Source organism: Paucibacter sediminis (assembly GCF_030254645.1).
GTDB classification, from domain to species: Bacteria; Pseudomonadota; Gammaproteobacteria; order Burkholderiales; family Burkholderiaceae_C; genus Paucibacter_B; species Paucibacter_B sediminis.
In genome coordinates this window covers 910,001-924,894 of sequence record NZ_CP116346.1, presented here as the reverse complement: position 1 = coordinate 924,894, position 14,894 = coordinate 910,001, and the positions used below count along the sequence as shown (strand labels likewise).

20 protein-coding genes (1 of these 20 cut by a window edge) are annotated in these 14,894 nt (G+C 68.2%); 13 read left to right on the top strand and 7 right to left on the bottom strand.

What is annotated here, in order from left to right:
• Nucleotides 1-4: 4 nt before the first annotated feature.
• Nucleotides 5-1,018 carry a porphobilinogen synthase gene (gene hemB / locus PFX98_RS04255; RefSeq protein WP_285235533.1) on the bottom strand — a complete coding sequence of 338 codons (1,014 nt, stop codon included), beginning with the start codon at nt 1,016-1,018 and terminating at the stop codon, nt 5-7.
• A 307-nt stretch (nt 1,019-1,325) separates the two neighbouring features.
• Here hemB and PFX98_RS04250 point away from each other — a divergent pair, with 307 nt between their 5' ends.
• From PFX98_RS04250 to PFX98_RS04220, 7 genes are all read left to right on the top strand, one after another.
• A complete protein-coding gene (locus PFX98_RS04250) occupies nt 1,326-1,754 on the top strand; it encodes a CopD family protein (RefSeq protein ID WP_285233926.1) in 429 nt (142 codons plus the stop codon).
• A 1-nt stretch (nt 1,755) separates the two neighbouring features.
• Nucleotides 1,756-2,859 (top strand): VanZ family protein, encoded by a 1,104-nt coding sequence (locus PFX98_RS04245; protein ID WP_285233925.1) that lies wholly within the window; start codon nt 1,756-1,758, stop codon nt 2,857-2,859.
• A gap of 26 nt (nt 2,860-2,885) precedes the next feature.
• Nucleotides 2,886-3,212, top strand: a complete 327-nt coding sequence (locus PFX98_RS04240) for a (2Fe-2S) ferredoxin domain-containing protein (protein WP_285233924.1) — start codon at nt 2,886-2,888, stop codon at nt 3,210-3,212.
• Nucleotides 3,213-3,219: 7 nt separating this feature from the next.
• Nucleotides 3,220-3,843, top strand: coding sequence for an alpha/beta hydrolase (locus PFX98_RS04235; protein ID WP_285233923.1), 624 nt, complete (start codon nt 3,220-3,222; stop codon nt 3,841-3,843).
• Nucleotides 3,844-3,885: 42 nt separating this feature from the next.
• Complete coding sequence (locus tag PFX98_RS04230) at nt 3,886-5,037, top strand: D-alanyl-D-alanine carboxypeptidase family protein (RefSeq protein ID WP_425334662.1); 1,152 nt, start codon at nt 3,886-3,888, stop codon at nt 5,035-5,037.
• Nucleotides 5,038-5,104: 67 nt separating this feature from the next.
• Nucleotides 5,105-5,980, top strand: a complete 876-nt coding sequence (locus PFX98_RS04225) for a D-amino acid aminotransferase (protein WP_285233922.1) — start codon at nt 5,105-5,107, stop codon at nt 5,978-5,980.
• Between the two features lie 7 nt (nt 5,981-5,987).
• The gene (locus PFX98_RS04220) at nt 5,988-6,272 is read left to right on the top strand and encodes a DUF493 family protein (RefSeq protein ID WP_285233921.1); all 285 of its coding nucleotides are present in this window, start codon (nt 5,988-5,990) and stop codon (nt 6,270-6,272) included.
• Between the two features lie 18 nt (nt 6,273-6,290).
• Here the strand turns inward: PFX98_RS04220 and PFX98_RS04215 are convergent, their stop codons facing one another.
• Nucleotides 6,291-6,935, bottom strand: a complete 645-nt coding sequence (locus PFX98_RS04215) for a tetratricopeptide repeat protein (protein WP_285233920.1) — start codon at nt 6,933-6,935, stop codon at nt 6,291-6,293.
• Nucleotides 6,936-7,025: 90 nt separating this feature from the next.
• On the opposite strand from PFX98_RS04215, the gene lipB reads away from it, so the two are divergent.
• Nucleotides 7,026-7,694, top strand: coding sequence for a lipoyl(octanoyl) transferase LipB (lipB, locus tag PFX98_RS04210; protein ID WP_285233919.1), 669 nt, complete (start codon nt 7,026-7,028; stop codon nt 7,692-7,694).
• A gap of 20 nt (nt 7,695-7,714) precedes the next feature.
• Complete coding sequence (gene lipA, locus PFX98_RS04205) at nt 7,715-8,710, top strand: lipoyl synthase (RefSeq protein ID WP_285233918.1); 996 nt, start codon at nt 7,715-7,717, stop codon at nt 8,708-8,710.
• 4 nt (nt 8,711-8,714) lie between these two features.
• Here lipA and PFX98_RS04200 read toward each other — a convergent pair whose 3' ends face one another.
• The 4 genes from PFX98_RS04200 to PFX98_RS04185 all read right to left on the bottom strand — a co-directional run bounded on the left by PFX98_RS04200 (nt 8,715) and on the right by PFX98_RS04185 (nt 12,500).
• The gene (locus tag PFX98_RS04200) at nt 8,715-9,224 is read right to left on the bottom strand and encodes a TlpA family protein disulfide reductase (RefSeq protein ID WP_285233917.1); all 510 of its coding nucleotides are present in this window, start codon (nt 9,222-9,224) and stop codon (nt 8,715-8,717) included.
• Nucleotides 9,225-9,263: 39 nt separating this feature from the next.
• Entirely contained in the window at nt 9,264-10,412 is a 1,149-nt protein-coding gene (locus PFX98_RS04195; RefSeq protein ID WP_285233916.1) for a hypothetical protein, read from the bottom strand.
• 145 nt (nt 10,413-10,557) lie between these two features.
• Nucleotides 10,558-11,265 (bottom strand): alpha/beta fold hydrolase, encoded by a 708-nt coding sequence (locus tag PFX98_RS04190; protein WP_285233915.1) that lies wholly within the window; start codon nt 11,263-11,265, stop codon nt 10,558-10,560.
• Nucleotides 11,262-12,500: a CaiB/BaiF CoA transferase family protein gene (locus tag PFX98_RS04185; protein WP_285233914.1), complete on the bottom strand. Its 1,239-nt coding sequence runs from the start codon at nt 12,498-12,500 to the stop codon at nt 11,262-11,264. The genes PFX98_RS04190 and PFX98_RS04185 overlap by 4 nt, the downstream gene beginning before the upstream one ends.
• Nucleotides 12,501-12,553: 53 nt before the next feature.
• Here PFX98_RS04185 and PFX98_RS04180 point away from each other — a divergent pair, with 53 nt between their 5' ends.
• Genes PFX98_RS04180 through PFX98_RS04170 form a run of 3 tightly spaced genes read left to right on the top strand, consistent with a single transcriptional unit; the run spans nt 12,554 to nt 13,800 of the window.
• Nucleotides 12,554-13,102: a hypothetical protein gene (locus tag PFX98_RS04180; protein ID WP_285233913.1), complete on the top strand. Its 549-nt coding sequence runs from the start codon at nt 12,554-12,556 to the stop codon at nt 13,100-13,102.
• A gap of 7 nt (nt 13,103-13,109) precedes the next feature.
• Nucleotides 13,110-13,523, top strand: a complete 414-nt coding sequence (locus PFX98_RS04175; RefSeq protein ID WP_285233912.1) for a PTS sugar transporter subunit IIA — start codon at nt 13,110-13,112, stop codon at nt 13,521-13,523.
• Between the two features lie 7 nt (nt 13,524-13,530).
• Nucleotides 13,531-13,800 carry an HPr family phosphocarrier protein gene (locus PFX98_RS04170; protein WP_285233911.1) on the top strand — a complete coding sequence of 90 codons (270 nt, stop codon included), beginning with the start codon at nt 13,531-13,533 and terminating at the stop codon, nt 13,798-13,800.
• Between the two features lie 2 nt (nt 13,801-13,802).
• Here the strand turns inward: PFX98_RS04170 and PFX98_RS04165 are convergent, their stop codons facing one another.
• Complete coding sequence (locus PFX98_RS04165; protein WP_285233910.1) at nt 13,803-14,651, bottom strand: GNAT family N-acetyltransferase; 849 nt, start codon at nt 14,649-14,651, stop codon at nt 13,803-13,805.
• A 153-nt stretch (nt 14,652-14,804) separates the two neighbouring features.
• Between PFX98_RS04165 and ptsP the strand changes: the two genes are divergently transcribed.
• A protein-coding gene (ptsP, locus tag PFX98_RS04160) for a phosphoenolpyruvate--protein phosphotransferase (protein ID WP_285233909.1) crosses the window boundary here: on the top strand, nt 14,805-14,894 show its start. It continues 1,692 nt past the right edge of the window; 90 of the gene's 1,782 nt are visible here — the first part of the coding sequence; it begins with the start codon at nt 14,805-14,807; its stop codon lies beyond the right edge, outside the window.

The following is a 14,894-nucleotide window of genomic DNA, read 5'->3' as shown; positions in this document are numbered from 1 at the left end:
GCCTTCAGGCTCCGGCCTTCAGCAGGCGCGCGGCCTCGAGGGCGAAGTAGCTCAGGATGCCGTCGGCGCCGGCGCGCTTGAAGGCCAGCAGCGCTTCCATCATCACCGCATCGTGGTCCAGCCAGCCATTCGCCGCCGCGGCCTTGATCATGGCGTACTCGCCGCTCACCTGATAGGCGAAGGTGGGCACCGCGAACTCATCCTTGACGCGGCGCACGATGTCCAGATAGGGCATGCCGGGCTTCACCATCACCATGTCGGCGCCTTCGGCCAGGTCCAGCGCGACCTCGCGCAGCGCCTCGTTGCTGTTGCCCGGGTCCATCTGGTAGGTCTTCTTGTCGGCCTTGCCCAGATTGCCCTTCGAGCCCACGGCGTCGCGGAAGGGGCCGTAGAAGGCGCTCGCGTACTTGGCGCTGTAGGCCATGATGCGCGTGTGGATGTGGCCCTGCGCTTCCAGCGCCTGGCGGATCGCGCCAATGCGGCCGTCCATCATGTCGCTGGGCGCCACGATGTCCACGCCGGCGGCGGCCTGCACCAGCGCCTGCCGGGTCAGGATCTCGACGGTACGGTCGTTGATGATGTAGCCATGCTCGTCCAGCACGCCGTCCTGGCCGTGGCTGGTGAAGGGGTCCAGCGCCACATCGGTGAGGATGCCCAGGCCCGGCACCTTGTCCTTGAGGGCACGCACCACGCGCGGTATCAAGCCATCGGGGTTGGTGGCCTCCAGACCTTCCGGATCCTTCAGCTTGGCATCGATCACAGGAAACAGCGCCAGCACCGGGATGCCCAGCTGCACGCATTCCTCGGCCACGAGCAGCAGCTTGTCCAATGTCAAGCGCGACACGCCCGGCATCGAGGCCACCGGCTCGGCGTGGTTCTCGCCCTCATGGACAAACACCGGCAGGATCAGGTCGCTGGCCGTCAAGGCGTGTTCACGCACCAGGGCGCGCGTGTAGGCGTCGCGGCGCAGGCGGCGCGGGCGGCTGGCGGGATAAGGGGCAGGGAGTTGGCTAGGCAGGCGGCGGGACAAGCGAGTCTCCAGACGGGGCCAGCGGGCTGACCCCTCAAAAGCGGGGGCTGAGAAGGGCAAGCGTGCAATCCTGCGCTGATCTACGCGACATCCCGTAGAGACTGGATTGCGACAGCTCTGTTAAACTTGGCAGCGAATGATAGCCGCAAGGCGTCGTTCCCTGCTTTTCCTCCCTGAGCAGGAGCCTTAGCGTGATGACAGCGATAAGGCTTTGCCGCCCCGGCTTCATAGCCGGGGCTTTTTTTCGTCCGTACGGATCAAGGCGATGGGCGCGGCGGCAGCCCATAATGGGCCCATGCTCTGGATCAAAGCCTTCCACATCGTCTTCGTGGCGTCCTGGTTTGCCGGCCTGTTCTACATGCCGCGCATTTTTGTGAATCTGGCCATGGTGCCCGCCGACAGCCATGCCGAGCGCGAACGCCTGCTGCTGATGGGGCGCAAGCTCTACAGCTTCATGACCTTGTTGATGGTGCCGGCGCTGGTGCTGGGTCTGGTGCTGTGGCTGTACTACGGCATCGGCCGCGGCGCCGATGCCTACTGGATGCATGCCAAGCTCGCCTGCGTGATCGCCGCGGTGGGCTATCACCATTGGTGCCGGAGCATCCTGCGGCAGTTCGAGCAGATGGCGAATCGCCGCAGCCATCGCTGGTTCCGCGTCTTCAACGAAATCACCGTGCTGATGTTCATGGCCATGGTGATCCTGGTGGTCGTGAAGCCGTTCTGAGATGGGCAGACGCAGCTCGGCCAGCTGGCTGGCGCTGATCTATGCCCTGCTGGTCGTCTATGCCAGCCTCTACCCCTTCTGGCCCTGGCGCTGGTCGCCGAGCCTGCTGAACGGCCTGCCCTGGCCGCGCTACTGGAGCAGCTTCGACAACTGGGTCAACGTGATGGGCTACCTGCCGCTGGGCCTGCTCGGCTTTGCGGCGGTGGTGCGCAGTGGCGGGCGGCAGCGCGCGGGCTTCATGCTGGCGGTGCTGGGCCTGTCGGCGCTGTCCTACCTGATGGAGAGCCTGCAGTTCTTCCTGCCGGGCCGTGCGCCCTCGCGGGCGGACTGGCTGCTCAACAGCCTGGGCGGCGCCATCGGCGGCCTGGGCGGCTGGTTGTTGCACCGGCACGGCGGCCTGCAGCGCTGGCATGGCTGGCGCGAGCGCTGGTTCGTGCCGCACAGCGCCGGCGCGCTCGCCTTGCTGGCGCTGTGGCCCGTGGGCCTGCTGTTTCCCGCCCCGGTGCCGCTGGGCCTGGGGCAATGGCTGCCGCGCCTGCGCGAATTGAGCGAGAGCGCGCTGGACGGCACGCCCTGGGCCATCACGGTGGAGCAGGCCGCGCAGCCGCTGCCCCTGCCGCCGGGGCTCGAGGCGATCGCCATCGCGCTGGGCCTGCTGGGCCCCTGCCTGCTGGCGCTCTCGGTGGCGCGACCGGGCAAGCGCCGCGCCCTGCTGATCCTGGGGGCGCTGGCGCTGGGGGTGCTGGTGACGGCCTGGTCCACCGCGCTGAACTTCGGCCCGCAGCATGCCTGGGCCTGGCTGACCGCGCCCACCATGCCAGGTCTTGCCACCGGCGTGCTGCTGAGCCTGCTGGCCTGCCTGGCGCCGCGCCGCGCCAATGCGGCCTTTGCCCTGGTGGTGCTGACGGCGCTGATCGCCCTCATCAGCGAGGCGCCCTCCGACCCCTATCTGCTGCAAAGCCTGCAGACCTGGGAGCAGGGCCGCTTCATCAACCTCTACGGCTTGGCGCAGTGGATAGGCTGGGTCTGGCCCTTCGCGGCGCTGGCCTGGCTGCTGTGGTGCGTGGTGCAGCGCGAGCCCGGAAGCCCCGCCAACCAGGGTTGACCCCAGGCACTGCCTACAATCGGCGCATGAGCTATTTCCAGCGCCACATCTTCTTCTGCCTCAACCAGCGCGACAACGGCGAGAACGCCTGCGCCCAGCATGGCGCGCAGGCCGGTTTCGACCATTGCAAGGCGCGCGTTAAGGCGGCCGGGCTGGCGGGCCCAGGCGGGGTGCGCGTCAACAAGGCGGGCTGCATGGACCGCTGCGCCGGCGGCCCGGTGGCGGTGGTCTATCCCGAGGCGGTCTGGTACACCTATGTGGACCAGAGCGACATCGACGAGATCGTCGACAGCCATCTGAAGGACGGCAAGGTGGTGGAACGCCTGCTGCTGCCCGAGCACGTCGGACGCTGAGGCCGCCGTGAATCTGCACACTCAACGCCGGCAGATCGCCGGCCCCGCGGGCGAGCTGGAGTGCGCCATCGACGCGCCGGCCGAGGGGCAGGTCTTGCGGGGCACGGTGGTGATCTGTCACCCCAACCCCACCCAGGGCGGCACGCTGGACAACAAGGTGGTGCAGACGCTGGCGCGCGCCTTTGTGCAGCTGGGCTATCGCGCGGTGCGCTTCAATTTCCGCGGCATCGGCCGCTCGCAAGGCGCCTGGGATGAAGGGCGCGGCGAGGTCGACGATGCGCTGGCGGTGATCGCAGCGCTGCGCGAGCCCGGCTTGCCGCTGGCGCTGGCCGGTTTCTCCTTCGGTGGCTATGTGGCCTCGCAGGCGGCCCTGCGCCTGCCCGCTGACGCGCCCGCCGAGCGCCTCGCCCTGGTCGGCCCCGCGACTTCACGTTTTGATACCGCTGCCGTGCCCGCCGATACCCTGGTGATCCACGGCGAGGTGGATGATGTGGTGCCGTTGCAGGCGGTGCTGGACTGGGCGCGGCCGCAAAGCCTGCCCGTCACCGTGGTGCCTGGCGTGGGGCATTTTTTCCACGGGCAGCTGCCGCTGCTCAAGAACATCGTGCTGCGCAGCTGGCATCCCGCCTGAGCGCCGCGTCCATCCCTGCTTTTCCCGTAGTTCCGATACCGAGTGAAATCCCTGATCGCCTTTGTGCTGGCCGCGGCCGGCAGCCTGGCTGTTCATGCACAAGCACCGCAGCCGCCCGAGATCGCCGCACGCAACTATGTGCTGGTGGACCTGAGCGCCAACCACAAGGTGCTGGCCGAGCGCGATGCCGACACGCCCAATGACCCGGCCTCGCTGACCAAGTTGATGACGGCCTACATCGTCTTCAATGCGCTGAAGGAGAAGCGCCTCACGCTGGAGCAGGAGCTGAGCATCTCCAAGCGCGCTTGGGACGAGCGCAAGGGCGACCCTTCGCTGATGTTCATCGACACCACCATGCGCCCCAAGGTCGATGAGCTGCTGCGCGGCATGATCATCCTGTCGGGCAACGACGCCTCGGTGGCGCTGGCCGAGGGCGTGGGTGGCACGGTGGAGCAGTTCGTCGCGATGATGAATCGCCAGGCCCAGGCCTGGGGCCTGAAGAACACCAGCTTCACCAATGTGACCGGCCTGACCGAGCCCGGCCACAAGAGCAGTGCGCGTGACCTGGCGGTGATTGCCGGCCACATCATCAAGGACTTCCCCGAGTACTACCCCTATTACTCGCAGCGCGAATACAGCTTCAACAAGATCCGCCAGCACAACCGCAATCTGCTGCTGACGCGCGACCCCAGCGTCGACGGCATGAAGACCGGCTATACCGAGGCCGCCGGCTACTGCCTGGTCTCCAGCGCACAGCGCGACTTCCCGAACGGCAAGCGCCGCCTGCTCAGCGTGGTGATGGGCACGGCCTCCAAGGAGGCGCGCGCCAACGAGAGCCAGAAGCTGTTGAACTGGGGCTACTCCGCCTTTGACGCGGTGCGCCTGTTCGACAAGGATCAGGCCGTCTCCACCGCCAAGGTCTGGAAGGGCGCCGTGCCCGAGGCCAAGCTGGGCGCCGAAGGCCCGGTGTTCGTGGCGGTGCCGCGCGGCGAGGGTGGCAAGCTGCAGACCCAGGTCGAGCGCACCGACCCGCTGGTGGCGCCGCTGGTCAAGGGCCAGCGCGTCGGCACCCTGAAGGTCAGCACCACCGCCGGCGTGGCGGTGGCCGAGGTGCCCCTGGTGGTGCAGGAAGCCGTGCCGCTGGCCGGCATCTTCGGCCGTGCCTGGGATGCGATCAGGCTGTGGATCAAGTAATGCCGCATTTGGCATGCCTGGCCGCGGGTGCCGGGCGTAAGCTAGGCGCATCGAAGAGGAGTGGTTCATGAGTGCATTGCCCGACGTCCCCTGCTACCTGAATGGCGCGTACTCGCCGCTGGCCGAGGCCAAGATCTCGGTGATGGATCGCGGCTTCATCTTCGGCGATGGCGCCTACGAGATGGTGCCGGTCTATGGCGGCCTGCTGTTCCGTTTCGACGAGCACCTGGCGCGCCTGGAGCGCAGCCTGGCCAAGCTGCGCATCGCCAACCCGCTCAGCCGCGAGCAATGGCTGGCGCTCGGGCGCCGGCTGGTGGCCGAGGTGGGCGTGCCCGATCAGTGGTGGTACATCCAGGTGACGCGCGGCGTGGCGCCGCGCGACCATGTGATGCCCAAGGACATTGCGCCCACCGTGTTCTCGTACAGCAGCCCGCAGAAGCCAGTGTCGGCCGAGCAGCGCCACCATGGCGTGGCCTGCGTATCGGCGCGCGATTTCCGCTGGGAGCGCGGCGATATCAAGAGCGTGTCGCTGCTGGGCAATGTGCTGGCGCGGCAGATTTCGGCCGACCAGGGCGCGCTGGAGACCATCATGTTCCGCGACGGCTTCCTCACCGAGGCCTCGGCGTCCAATGTCTGGATCGTCAAGGAAGGCGCCCTGCTGGGCCCGCCCAAGAGCGAGCATGTGCTGGAAGGCATTCGCGTGGACCTGTTGCGCGAGCTGTGCGAGGAGGTGGGCATCGCCTACAACCTGCGCCCGATCTCCGAGGCCGAGGTGTTTGCCGCCGACGAGATCCTGCTCAGCTCGGCCACCAAGGAGGTGCTGGCCGTCACCACGCTGGATCGCGAGCCGGTGGGCCATGGCGCCCTGCATGGCAAGCCCGGGCCCGTGTATGGCCGCCTGTACGAGGCCTATCAGCGTGCCAAGCTGATGCAATCCATCTGAGGTCAATATGGATTTCAACCGACCCATTCCCCCCGAAGAATCGCTGATCGAATATCCCTCGCGCTTTCCCATCAAGGTGATGGGCGCGCATGTGGAGGGTTTTGTCGAGGCCATCGTGATGGTGGCGCAGCAGTTCGACCCCGAGTTCGATGGCACCACCGTGGAGCGCCGCCCCAGCTCGGGTGGCAAGTACCTGGGGCTGACCATCACCGTCACGGCCACCAGCCGTGAGCAGCTCGACGAGCTCTACCGCACCCTCACCACCCATCCGATGGTGAAGGTGGTGCTCTGAGCGCCACGCGCGCCCAAGTCAGGCCTCGTTTGCGGGCGCCAGCTTGGCGTCGATTTCCTTGAGCTTGTAGGGTGCCGCATCGTCGCCATTGCGCGCGGCGATGTCGTACCAGTAGCGCGCCAGGCGCAGGTCCTGATCCACGCCCAGTCCGGCCTCATACATCGAGGCGAGCAGGTATTGCGCGCCCACATCGCCGCCCTTGGCCGCCTCGCGATACCAATGCGCGGCGCCCGCCAGGTCCTGGGCAATGCCCCGGCCCAGATAGAGCGCGGTGGCGATGGCGACCTGACCATCCACGCTGCCATGCTCGGCGGCGCGCGCGTACCAGCTATTGGCCTGCCGCAGGTCCGGCTTGCCCAGCAGGCCCTGCTCGTGGAACTGGCCCAGGCTCAGTTCGGCGCGGATCAGGCCGCCGGCGGCGGCGCGTTCCAGCAGCCGGCGCGCCTCGCGCAGGCTCGGCGCCGGCAACTCACCGCGGATGTGCATCATCGCCAGGTTGTAGTCGGCCAGCGGCACGGCGCGCCTGGAGAGCTCGCCGAAACCGCGCGCGGCCGCTTTCAGATCGCCCTGCGCGTAGGCGGCAATGACGGCGTCGATGTCGGGTGCGGCCCAGCTCAAGCTGGAGTTGAGCAGCAGGGCGAGCAGGGCGAAAGCAAAACGCATCGGGCATCCTTTGTGGCTGGGTGAACGCTAACTCAAACTCGGTCGCCTGGTGGGCCCGGGGCCTTACAGCGCACCAGCTAGGATGGCGGCATGATTGTGAAAACCCTGGGCCGCGTGGACTATGTGGCCACTCTGGAGGCGATGCGCGCCTTTACCGAGACGCGCGGCCCCGACACGCCCGACGAGATCTGGCTGTGCGAATTCGACCCGGTCTACACCCAGGGCCTGGCCGGCCAGGCTGCCCACCTGCTCAACCCCGGCCAGATTCCGGTGGTGCAGACCAACCGTGGCGGCCAGGTGACCTATCACGGCCCCGGCCAGGTGGTGGCCTATCCGCTCATCAATCTGCAGCGCCAGGGCTATTTCGTGCGCGAGTATGTGTTCCGGCTCGAGGCCGCCGTGATCCAGACCCTGGAGGGCTTTGGCATCACCGGTCATCGCGTCAGCGGCGCCCCCGGCATCTATGTGCGACTGGACGATCCCGGCGCCCATGCCGCGCTCACCGGGCCGGCCCATCCGGACGATCCCTTCCGCGGCCTGGGCAAGGTGGCGGCGCTGGGCATCAAGGTCAGCCGGCAATGCACCTACCACGGCGTGGCGCTGAACGTCGCCATGGATCTGCAGCCCTTTACCGGCATCAACCCATGTGGCTATGCCGGCTTGCGGACGGTGGACCTCGCTACACTTGGCGTTTTCACCGATTGGCCCACTGTGGCCCAGCGTTTTGGCGAGCGGCTTGCCGCCCAGCTGGTGCGCTGAAGGAACGAGTACAAGGCGTCATGGCGACCGAGAACATCACCCACGAAGCGAAGAGCGGCGAGGCCTATGACGCCAGCGCCAAACAAAAGGCCCAGGCCAAGACGGCGCGCATCCCGATCAAGATCGTGCCGGCGGAGACGCTGAAGAAGCCCGACTGGATCCGCGTCAAGGCCGGTTCGCCCAGCACGCGCTTCTACGAGATCAAGCAGATCCTGCGCGAGCACAAGCTGCACACCGTCTGCGAGGAAGCCTCCTGCCCAAATATCGGTGAATGCTTCGGCCATGGCACGGCCACCTTCATGATCATGGGCGACAAGTGCACGCGCCGCTGCCCCTTCTGCGACGTCGGCCATGGCCGCCCCGACCCGCTGGATGCCAGCGAGCCCGAGAACCTGGCCAAGACGATTGCCGCGCTCAAGCTCAAGTACGTGGTGATCACCAGCGTGGACCGCGACGACCTGCGCGATGGCGGTGCCGGCCATTTCGCCGAGTGCATCCGCCAGGTGCGCGCGCAAAGCCCCAGCACGCAGATCGAGGTGCTGGTGCCCGATTTCCGCGGCCGCATGGACCGCGCGCTGGAGATCCTCAAGGCCGCGCCGCCCGACGTCATGAACCACAACCTCGAGACCGCGCCGCGCCTGTACAAGGAAGCGCGCCCGGGTTCGGACTACGAGTTCAGCCTGAACCTGCTCAAGCGCTTCAAGGAGGAAGTGCCGGGCGTGCCGACCAAGAGCGGCATCATGGTGGGCCTGGGCGAGACCGACGAAGAGATCCTGCAGGTGATGCGCGACATGCGCGCCCACAACATCGACATGCTCACCATCGGCCAGTACCTGGCGCCCTCCGGGCACCACCTGCCGGTGCGCCGCTATGTGCACCCGGACACCTTCAAGATGTTCGAGGCCGAGGCTTACAAGATGGGCTTCACCCACGCCGCCGTGGGTGCCATGGTGCGCAGCAGCTACCACGCCGACAAGCAGGCCGCACAGGCCCTGCAGGGCGCCAGCGGCGCCTGAGCTATCAGGTCTCGGCCAGCAGCTGCTCCACCAGCCCGTGCAGGGCGGCGAAGTCGGGCTCGCCCACATAGCGTTTGACGATCTCGCCGCGCTTGTTGATGAGCACGGTGGTGGGCGTCAGCTGCACGCGGCCGAACTGCTTGGCAATCTCGCCGGTGTTGTCGATCGCCACGCCGAAGGGGAGCTTGCGGCTCTCGGCAAAGTTGGCGACAAAGGCGGGCGGGTCGTAGCTCATCGCCACCGCCACGGTGTCAAAGCCACGGGCCTTGAACTTCTCGTGCGTGGCGATGATTTGCGGCATCTCGTGCACGCAGGTGGTGCAACTGGTGGCCCAGAAGTTCACCAGCACGACCTTGCCGGCCCAGGCGCTGGAGTCGACCTTGCTGCCGTCCAGCAGCACATAGTGCACCGCGGGGGCCTGCTCCTTCTTGGCCAGACTCTGGTAGCCCAGCCAGGCAGCGCCGCCGAGGGCGGCCACCATCACCACGGAAGCAAGCATGCGAGAGGTTTTCATAGCCCCGCCAGTGTAGGCCAGCGCCGCCGGCCCGCTGCGTCAGAGGGACTTTGAGAGTTCGAACAGCAGGATGGACGGCAGCGCGTCGGTGAGGTGCTTGCGGGCGATGCGTGCCATGCCGTCGCTGGTGGCGGTGGAGAGCTGGGTCACATGGTCCTCGTCCAGCACCTCGACGAAGCTGAACTCCGGCACCTCGCGCAGCACGTCGGCGCGCAGCAGCTCGAAGGCTGCGCCGCGTTGGGCCGACTCGAACACGATGCCATGCGGTAGGCCTTCCAGGCAGAACTGGGTGGCCTCGTCCATGTTGTTGACCACGTCGATGATCAGGCCCATGTGTCGCACCGAGTCCTGGATCTGCGCGCGCAGCTCGCGCCGCGGCGTGACGATCAGCAGATGGCTGCCGGCCAGCGGCTTGGAATTGGTGGAGGGCTGGTGCTCGGGCTCCTTCTCCAGCACCGGCGGGGTGGCGCCAGGTTCGTCGCTGATGGTGTGCGGAAACTCCAGCGTCAGCACCGTGATGCCGGCCTCATCCTCGCGCAGCGGCAGCACGCCCATGGTCAGCGCGGTCTGCTCCACCAGGCGCCAGGCCAGCGAATTCAAGGCCGGCGGCAGCTCCTGCTTGCGCGGGTCGTCGATCAGGTCCAGCGAGCGATGCGCGAAGCGGCACATCAGGCGCGCCTTGGCGGGCCAGGGCGTCAGGTCCAGGCGCAGGTCGATCGACGAGTGCGTGCTGGCGAGGGCCCAGTCCAGCAGGGCATTCAGCAGCGAGAACAGCAGCGAGCCATCCGCCACGATCTCCACCGGCTTGAGCACCTGGCGCACCTGGATGCCGCGTGCCTGGGTCTCGCGGCTGCGATGCGCCAGCACGCCGCGCAACACCTGGGTCAGGTGCACGCGTTCGCGCGAGAGCCGCAGCCGGCCCGAGGCCAGCCGTGCCAGTTGCTGGCCCATCATGCCGGTCTCGCGCGCCAGCGCCACGTTGTCGCGCAGGGCGCGCAGGCTCTGCCGGTCGATCTGGCCGGTCACGACGAGGTTGTGCACCCGCTCCAGCGCTGCGCTCAGCGGCCCGGCGATCTCGGCGCCCAGCTGCTGCACGATCTCCGCCCATTGAGATTGGCTCGGCCCCTGCGCCACGTCATTGGCGGCGGCAGCGGGCGGAGCAAGCGGGGTGGCGGGCGGGGTGGGCATGGATTGTTCTTGTTGAGCGACCGCCCGCGATGGCGAGCGGCGGGGTCGGTCGCCATGGTCCGGGCGGGGCCTGGGGGCGTCCATCCCCCGTCTCGGGGGAAACTTCCTCAGGGCAGGGGATGCGGCCCCGGTTTCGTGAACTCCCTCACGCGCAGGCCAACTTCAGCAGGATGGCCAGCAGCGCGTCCGGCGCGGAAATCATCGCGTCGTGGCCGGTGGCGATCTCGTGCAGGTCCCAGCCGGGCTGCTCGCGCACGCGCTGGCGCGCGATGGCGATGGTGGCCAGCGCCGGCGCCGTGCAGTCGATGAAGCTGCGCGGCAGGGCGGCCAGGCGCTGGGCGTCGAAGTGCAGCGGGCTGTCGTACACGCCGCCGGGCTGCGGGGTCTGGCGGCGCGCCACCCAGTCGGCATCCTCGGCCTGCAGGCCGAAGGCCGAGGGGGCTGCCGCGGGGATATGGCCATGGGCGGCAATCGCCGCGCGGCGCTCGGCCTGGGTGGTCTCGCTGTGGCGGCTGGACCAGCTTTCGCCCGGTAGCGGCACCACCGCATCCAGATAGACCAGGCGCCGGATGCGCGCGGCCATGCGGTCGGCTACGCCGGTGATCACCATGCCGGCGTAGCTGTGGCCCACCAGCAGCACCTGGTCGAGCTCCTCGGCCTCGATCACGCGCGCCACGTCCTCGATATGGGTATGCAGCGTGATCTCCCGGCTGAGCTGATGGGCGCGTTCGCCAACGCCCGTCAGCGTGACCGGGAAGACGCGATGCCCGGCCGCCCAGAGCGGCGCCAGCACGCGCCGCCAGCACCAGGCACCGTGCCAGGCGCCATGCACCAGCACGATGCTGCTGCTCATGCGATCACCCCCTGTTCGCGCAGGGTCGCGATCTCGGCGGGCGCGTAGCCGAATTCGGCCAGCACCTCCTCGGTGTGCTGGCCCAGCAGCGGCGGGGCCAGCCGGTAGCTGACCGGCGTGGCCGAGAGCTTCATCGGGCTGGCCACCAGCGTCAGCCCGTCGCTGAGCGGGTGGGGCATGGGCACCGTCATCTCGCGGGCCTGGACCTGGGGATCGGCGAACACCTCACCCAGGTCGTTGATGGCACCGCAGGGCACCTTGGCGGCTTCCATGGCATCCAGCCAATGCTGCCGCGGGCGTGTCTTGAGCGCGTCGGCAATCATGGGCACCAGCAGCTCGCGGTGGCGCACCCGGTCGGCGTTGCTGGCAAAGCGTGCGTCGGCCGCCCATGCGGGGTGGCCTGCCAGTTCGGCGAACTTGGCGAACTGCTTGTCGTTGCCCACCGCCACGATCACATGGCCATCGCTGGCCTCGAACACCTGGTAGGGCACGATGTTCTGGTGCGCGTTGCCCATGCGCCGCGGCGGCACGCCGGTGCAGAGGTAGTTGGCGCCCAGATTGGCCAGCATCGCCACCTGGGTGTCCAGCAGGGCCATGTCGACGATCTGGCCCTGCCCCGTGGCATCGCGGTGGCGCAAGGCCGCCAGCACCGCCACGGTGGCATACATGCCGGTGAACAGATCGGCCACCGCCACGCCCACCTTCTGCGGCCCGCCGCCGGGCAGGCCGTCGCGCTCGCCGGTCACGCTCATCAGGCCGCCCAGGCCCTGCACCGCATAGTCGTAGCCGGCGCGGTCCTTGTAGGGGCCGGTCTGGCCGAAGCCGGTCACCGAGCAGATCACCAGGCCGGGAAACTCGGCCAGCAGGCTCTGGGCATCCAGGCCGTAGCGGGCCAGGTCGCCGACCTTGAAGTTTTCCACCAGCACGTCGGCCTTGCCGGCCATTTCGCGTATCAGGGCCTGGCCGCGCGGGCTTGCAATGTCGATCGCGATCGAGCGCTTGTTGCGGTTCACGCCCAGGAAATAGGCGGCCTCGCTGCTGTCCTGCCCCTCGCGGGTTTTCAGATAGGGTGGGCCCCAGGCGCGCGTATCGTCGCCTGTGCCGGGGCGTTCGACCTTGAGAACGTCTGCGCCCAGGTCGGCCAGCGTCTGGGTGCACCAGGGGCCGGCCAGGACGCGGGAGAGATCGAGGACGCGTATGCCGGCCAGTGCGGTATTGGATGCGGGTGTCTGCATGGGGGGCATTTTGCGGTACGGCCGCTGGCGGCCTGCCCCGGGATAATGCGGTCATGTCGTTCTCTACCCAGACGCCGGGCCGTTGTGCCCTGCTCGCACTGGCCGGCGCGTTGCTGGCCTGCTCCCCCGGACTCAACTGGCGCGAGGTGCGCCCCGAGCATGCCGGCCTGAGCCTGCTGTTTCCCTGCAAGCCCGAGGTGGAGAGCCGCCCCTTGCGCGCCGCATCGGCCGGGCAGCCGGCGCTGGAGATGGGGCTGGCCGTCTGCATGGCCGAGGGCGCGCGCTTTTCGCTCGCCTGGGCCGACGTGGACGAGCCCGCAAAGTTGACGCCGGCGTTGGCGCAGATGCGTGCATCGCTGGCGGCCAAGCTGCATGCGCGGGCGGAGCCGGCGCAGCCGCTCGCTCTGGCGGGCATGACGCCCAACTCCGAGGCATTGACGCAGGCCTTGCGTGGCGGCCAGGCTGAGGGGCGGAACGTGCAGGCCGAGGTGGCGGTGTTCGCGCGCGGCCTGCGCGTGTACCAGCTGGTGCGCCTGGGGCCGCAGGCCGGCGGGCCGGCCTGGGAGAGCTTTCTGAACTCGGTGAAGTTGCAGGACCGATAATCCTGCCATGCCCGGTCTGCTCGTGATTGCCCATGCCCCGCTGGCCTCCGCCCTCAAGGCGGTGGCCGAGCACACCTTCCCGAACTGCGCGCCGCAGCTGTCGGTGCTCGACGTCACGCCCGATATGACGGCCGAGCTGGTGGAGTCGCGCGCGCGCGCGCTGCTGGCCGCGGGCGGTCATGCCGAGGCCCTGGTGCTCACCGACGTGTTTGGCGCCACGCCCTGCAATGGCGCCCAGCGCCTGCTCGACGCCAGCGGGCATGTGCGGGTGCTCAGCGGGGTGAACGTGCCGATGTTGTGGCGTTCGCTGTGCTATGCCCACGAACCCCTGGATGCCCTGCTGCAGCGCGCCGCCGACGGCGGCAAGCAGGGGATCTTGCAGGGCGAGTCAGCCCAAACCGTCTCCAACGTGTCCTCCTGACCTGTCCATGATCAAGTCCAATCTGACCATCAGCAACAAGCTGGGCTTGCATGCCCGTGCCTCGGCCAAGCTCACCAAGCTCGCCGGCTCCTTCCAGTGCGAGATCTTCATGAGCCGCAACGGCCGCCGCGTGAATGCCAAGAGCATCATGGGCGTGATGATGCTGGCCGCCGGCATGGGCGCCCAGGTGGAGTTGGAGACCGAGGGCCCGGACGAGCAGGCGGCCCAGGACGCCATCACCGCGCTTGTCAACGACAAGTTCGGTGAGGGTCAGTAGGCTCAGGCCTCGTTGAGGAAGTGCCGGCGATAGCGTGCCGGCAGGTCGGCGATGCGCATCATCATGGGCAGGTCGGCGGTGTTGAAGTCGGGGTCCCAGGCTGGGCGGCCGAGGATGCGCGCGCCGCAGCGCAGATAGCCCTTGATCAGCGGCGGGGCCTCGACGCTCATGTCGTGGCGCAACTCATCCACCGGCAAGGGCAGGCGCGGGCGCACCTGCCATTCGATGCCGGCCAGATGGGTCTTCTCCAACTGCTTCCAGAGGCTGGCGGCGTAGTGGCCGCCGTCGCGCATGCTGACGCTGGCGCAACCGATCATGGTGTCGAGCCCGTTGCGCAGCATGAATTCGGCCAGCGCGCCCCACAGGGCCATGATGGCCCCGCCCGAGCGGTGCTCGGGGTGCACGCAGGAGCGCCCCAGTTCCACCATCTGCGGACGCAGGCTGCGCAGTCGCGTGAGATCGAACTCGGTTTCGCTGTAGAGCCCGCCGGCGCGCAGTGCGGCGGCCGGGGTCAGCACGCGGTAGGTGCCAATCACTTCGTCGGGGCGGCCATGCTCGTCCAGGGTGCGCACCAGCAGGTGCTCGCAGAAGGGGTCGAAGCTGTCGATGTCGTGGCCCGCGGGCGCACCCTGCGGGACGCTCAGGCGCGCGCCCATCTCCTTCACGAAGACCCGGTATCTCAGACGCTGGGCTTGGCGAACTTCCTCTTCAGTGCGCGCCCAGACCACGTCCAGGCGAGTGCGGGCCAGCCCCTGGGATTCCATCGCGGAGCCCGCTGGAAGTGACCTCCGAGGCGCCTGGGGCGCATGCAGTTCGGAGAAGGGCAATGTCGGCAAAGGGAGATCCCTCATGATCGGCCTTGTCGTTGTTGGACGAACGTGATGCTCGGCTGCGGCGGTGACGCGGGCGTGACCAAGCGGTGACGAAATCGTGACCCGCCCGCACGCCCACGCGCGCGGGTGTTCCTGGGGTCGGGTGCGACGGCACGCTGCTACATTCAACGCATGAGCTTTCAGGTCTTTGGCATTCCTGTTTCTCGCGGCGTCGCCATTGGGCGCGCCGTGCTGGTCGCGTCCAGCCGCGTGGACGTGGCG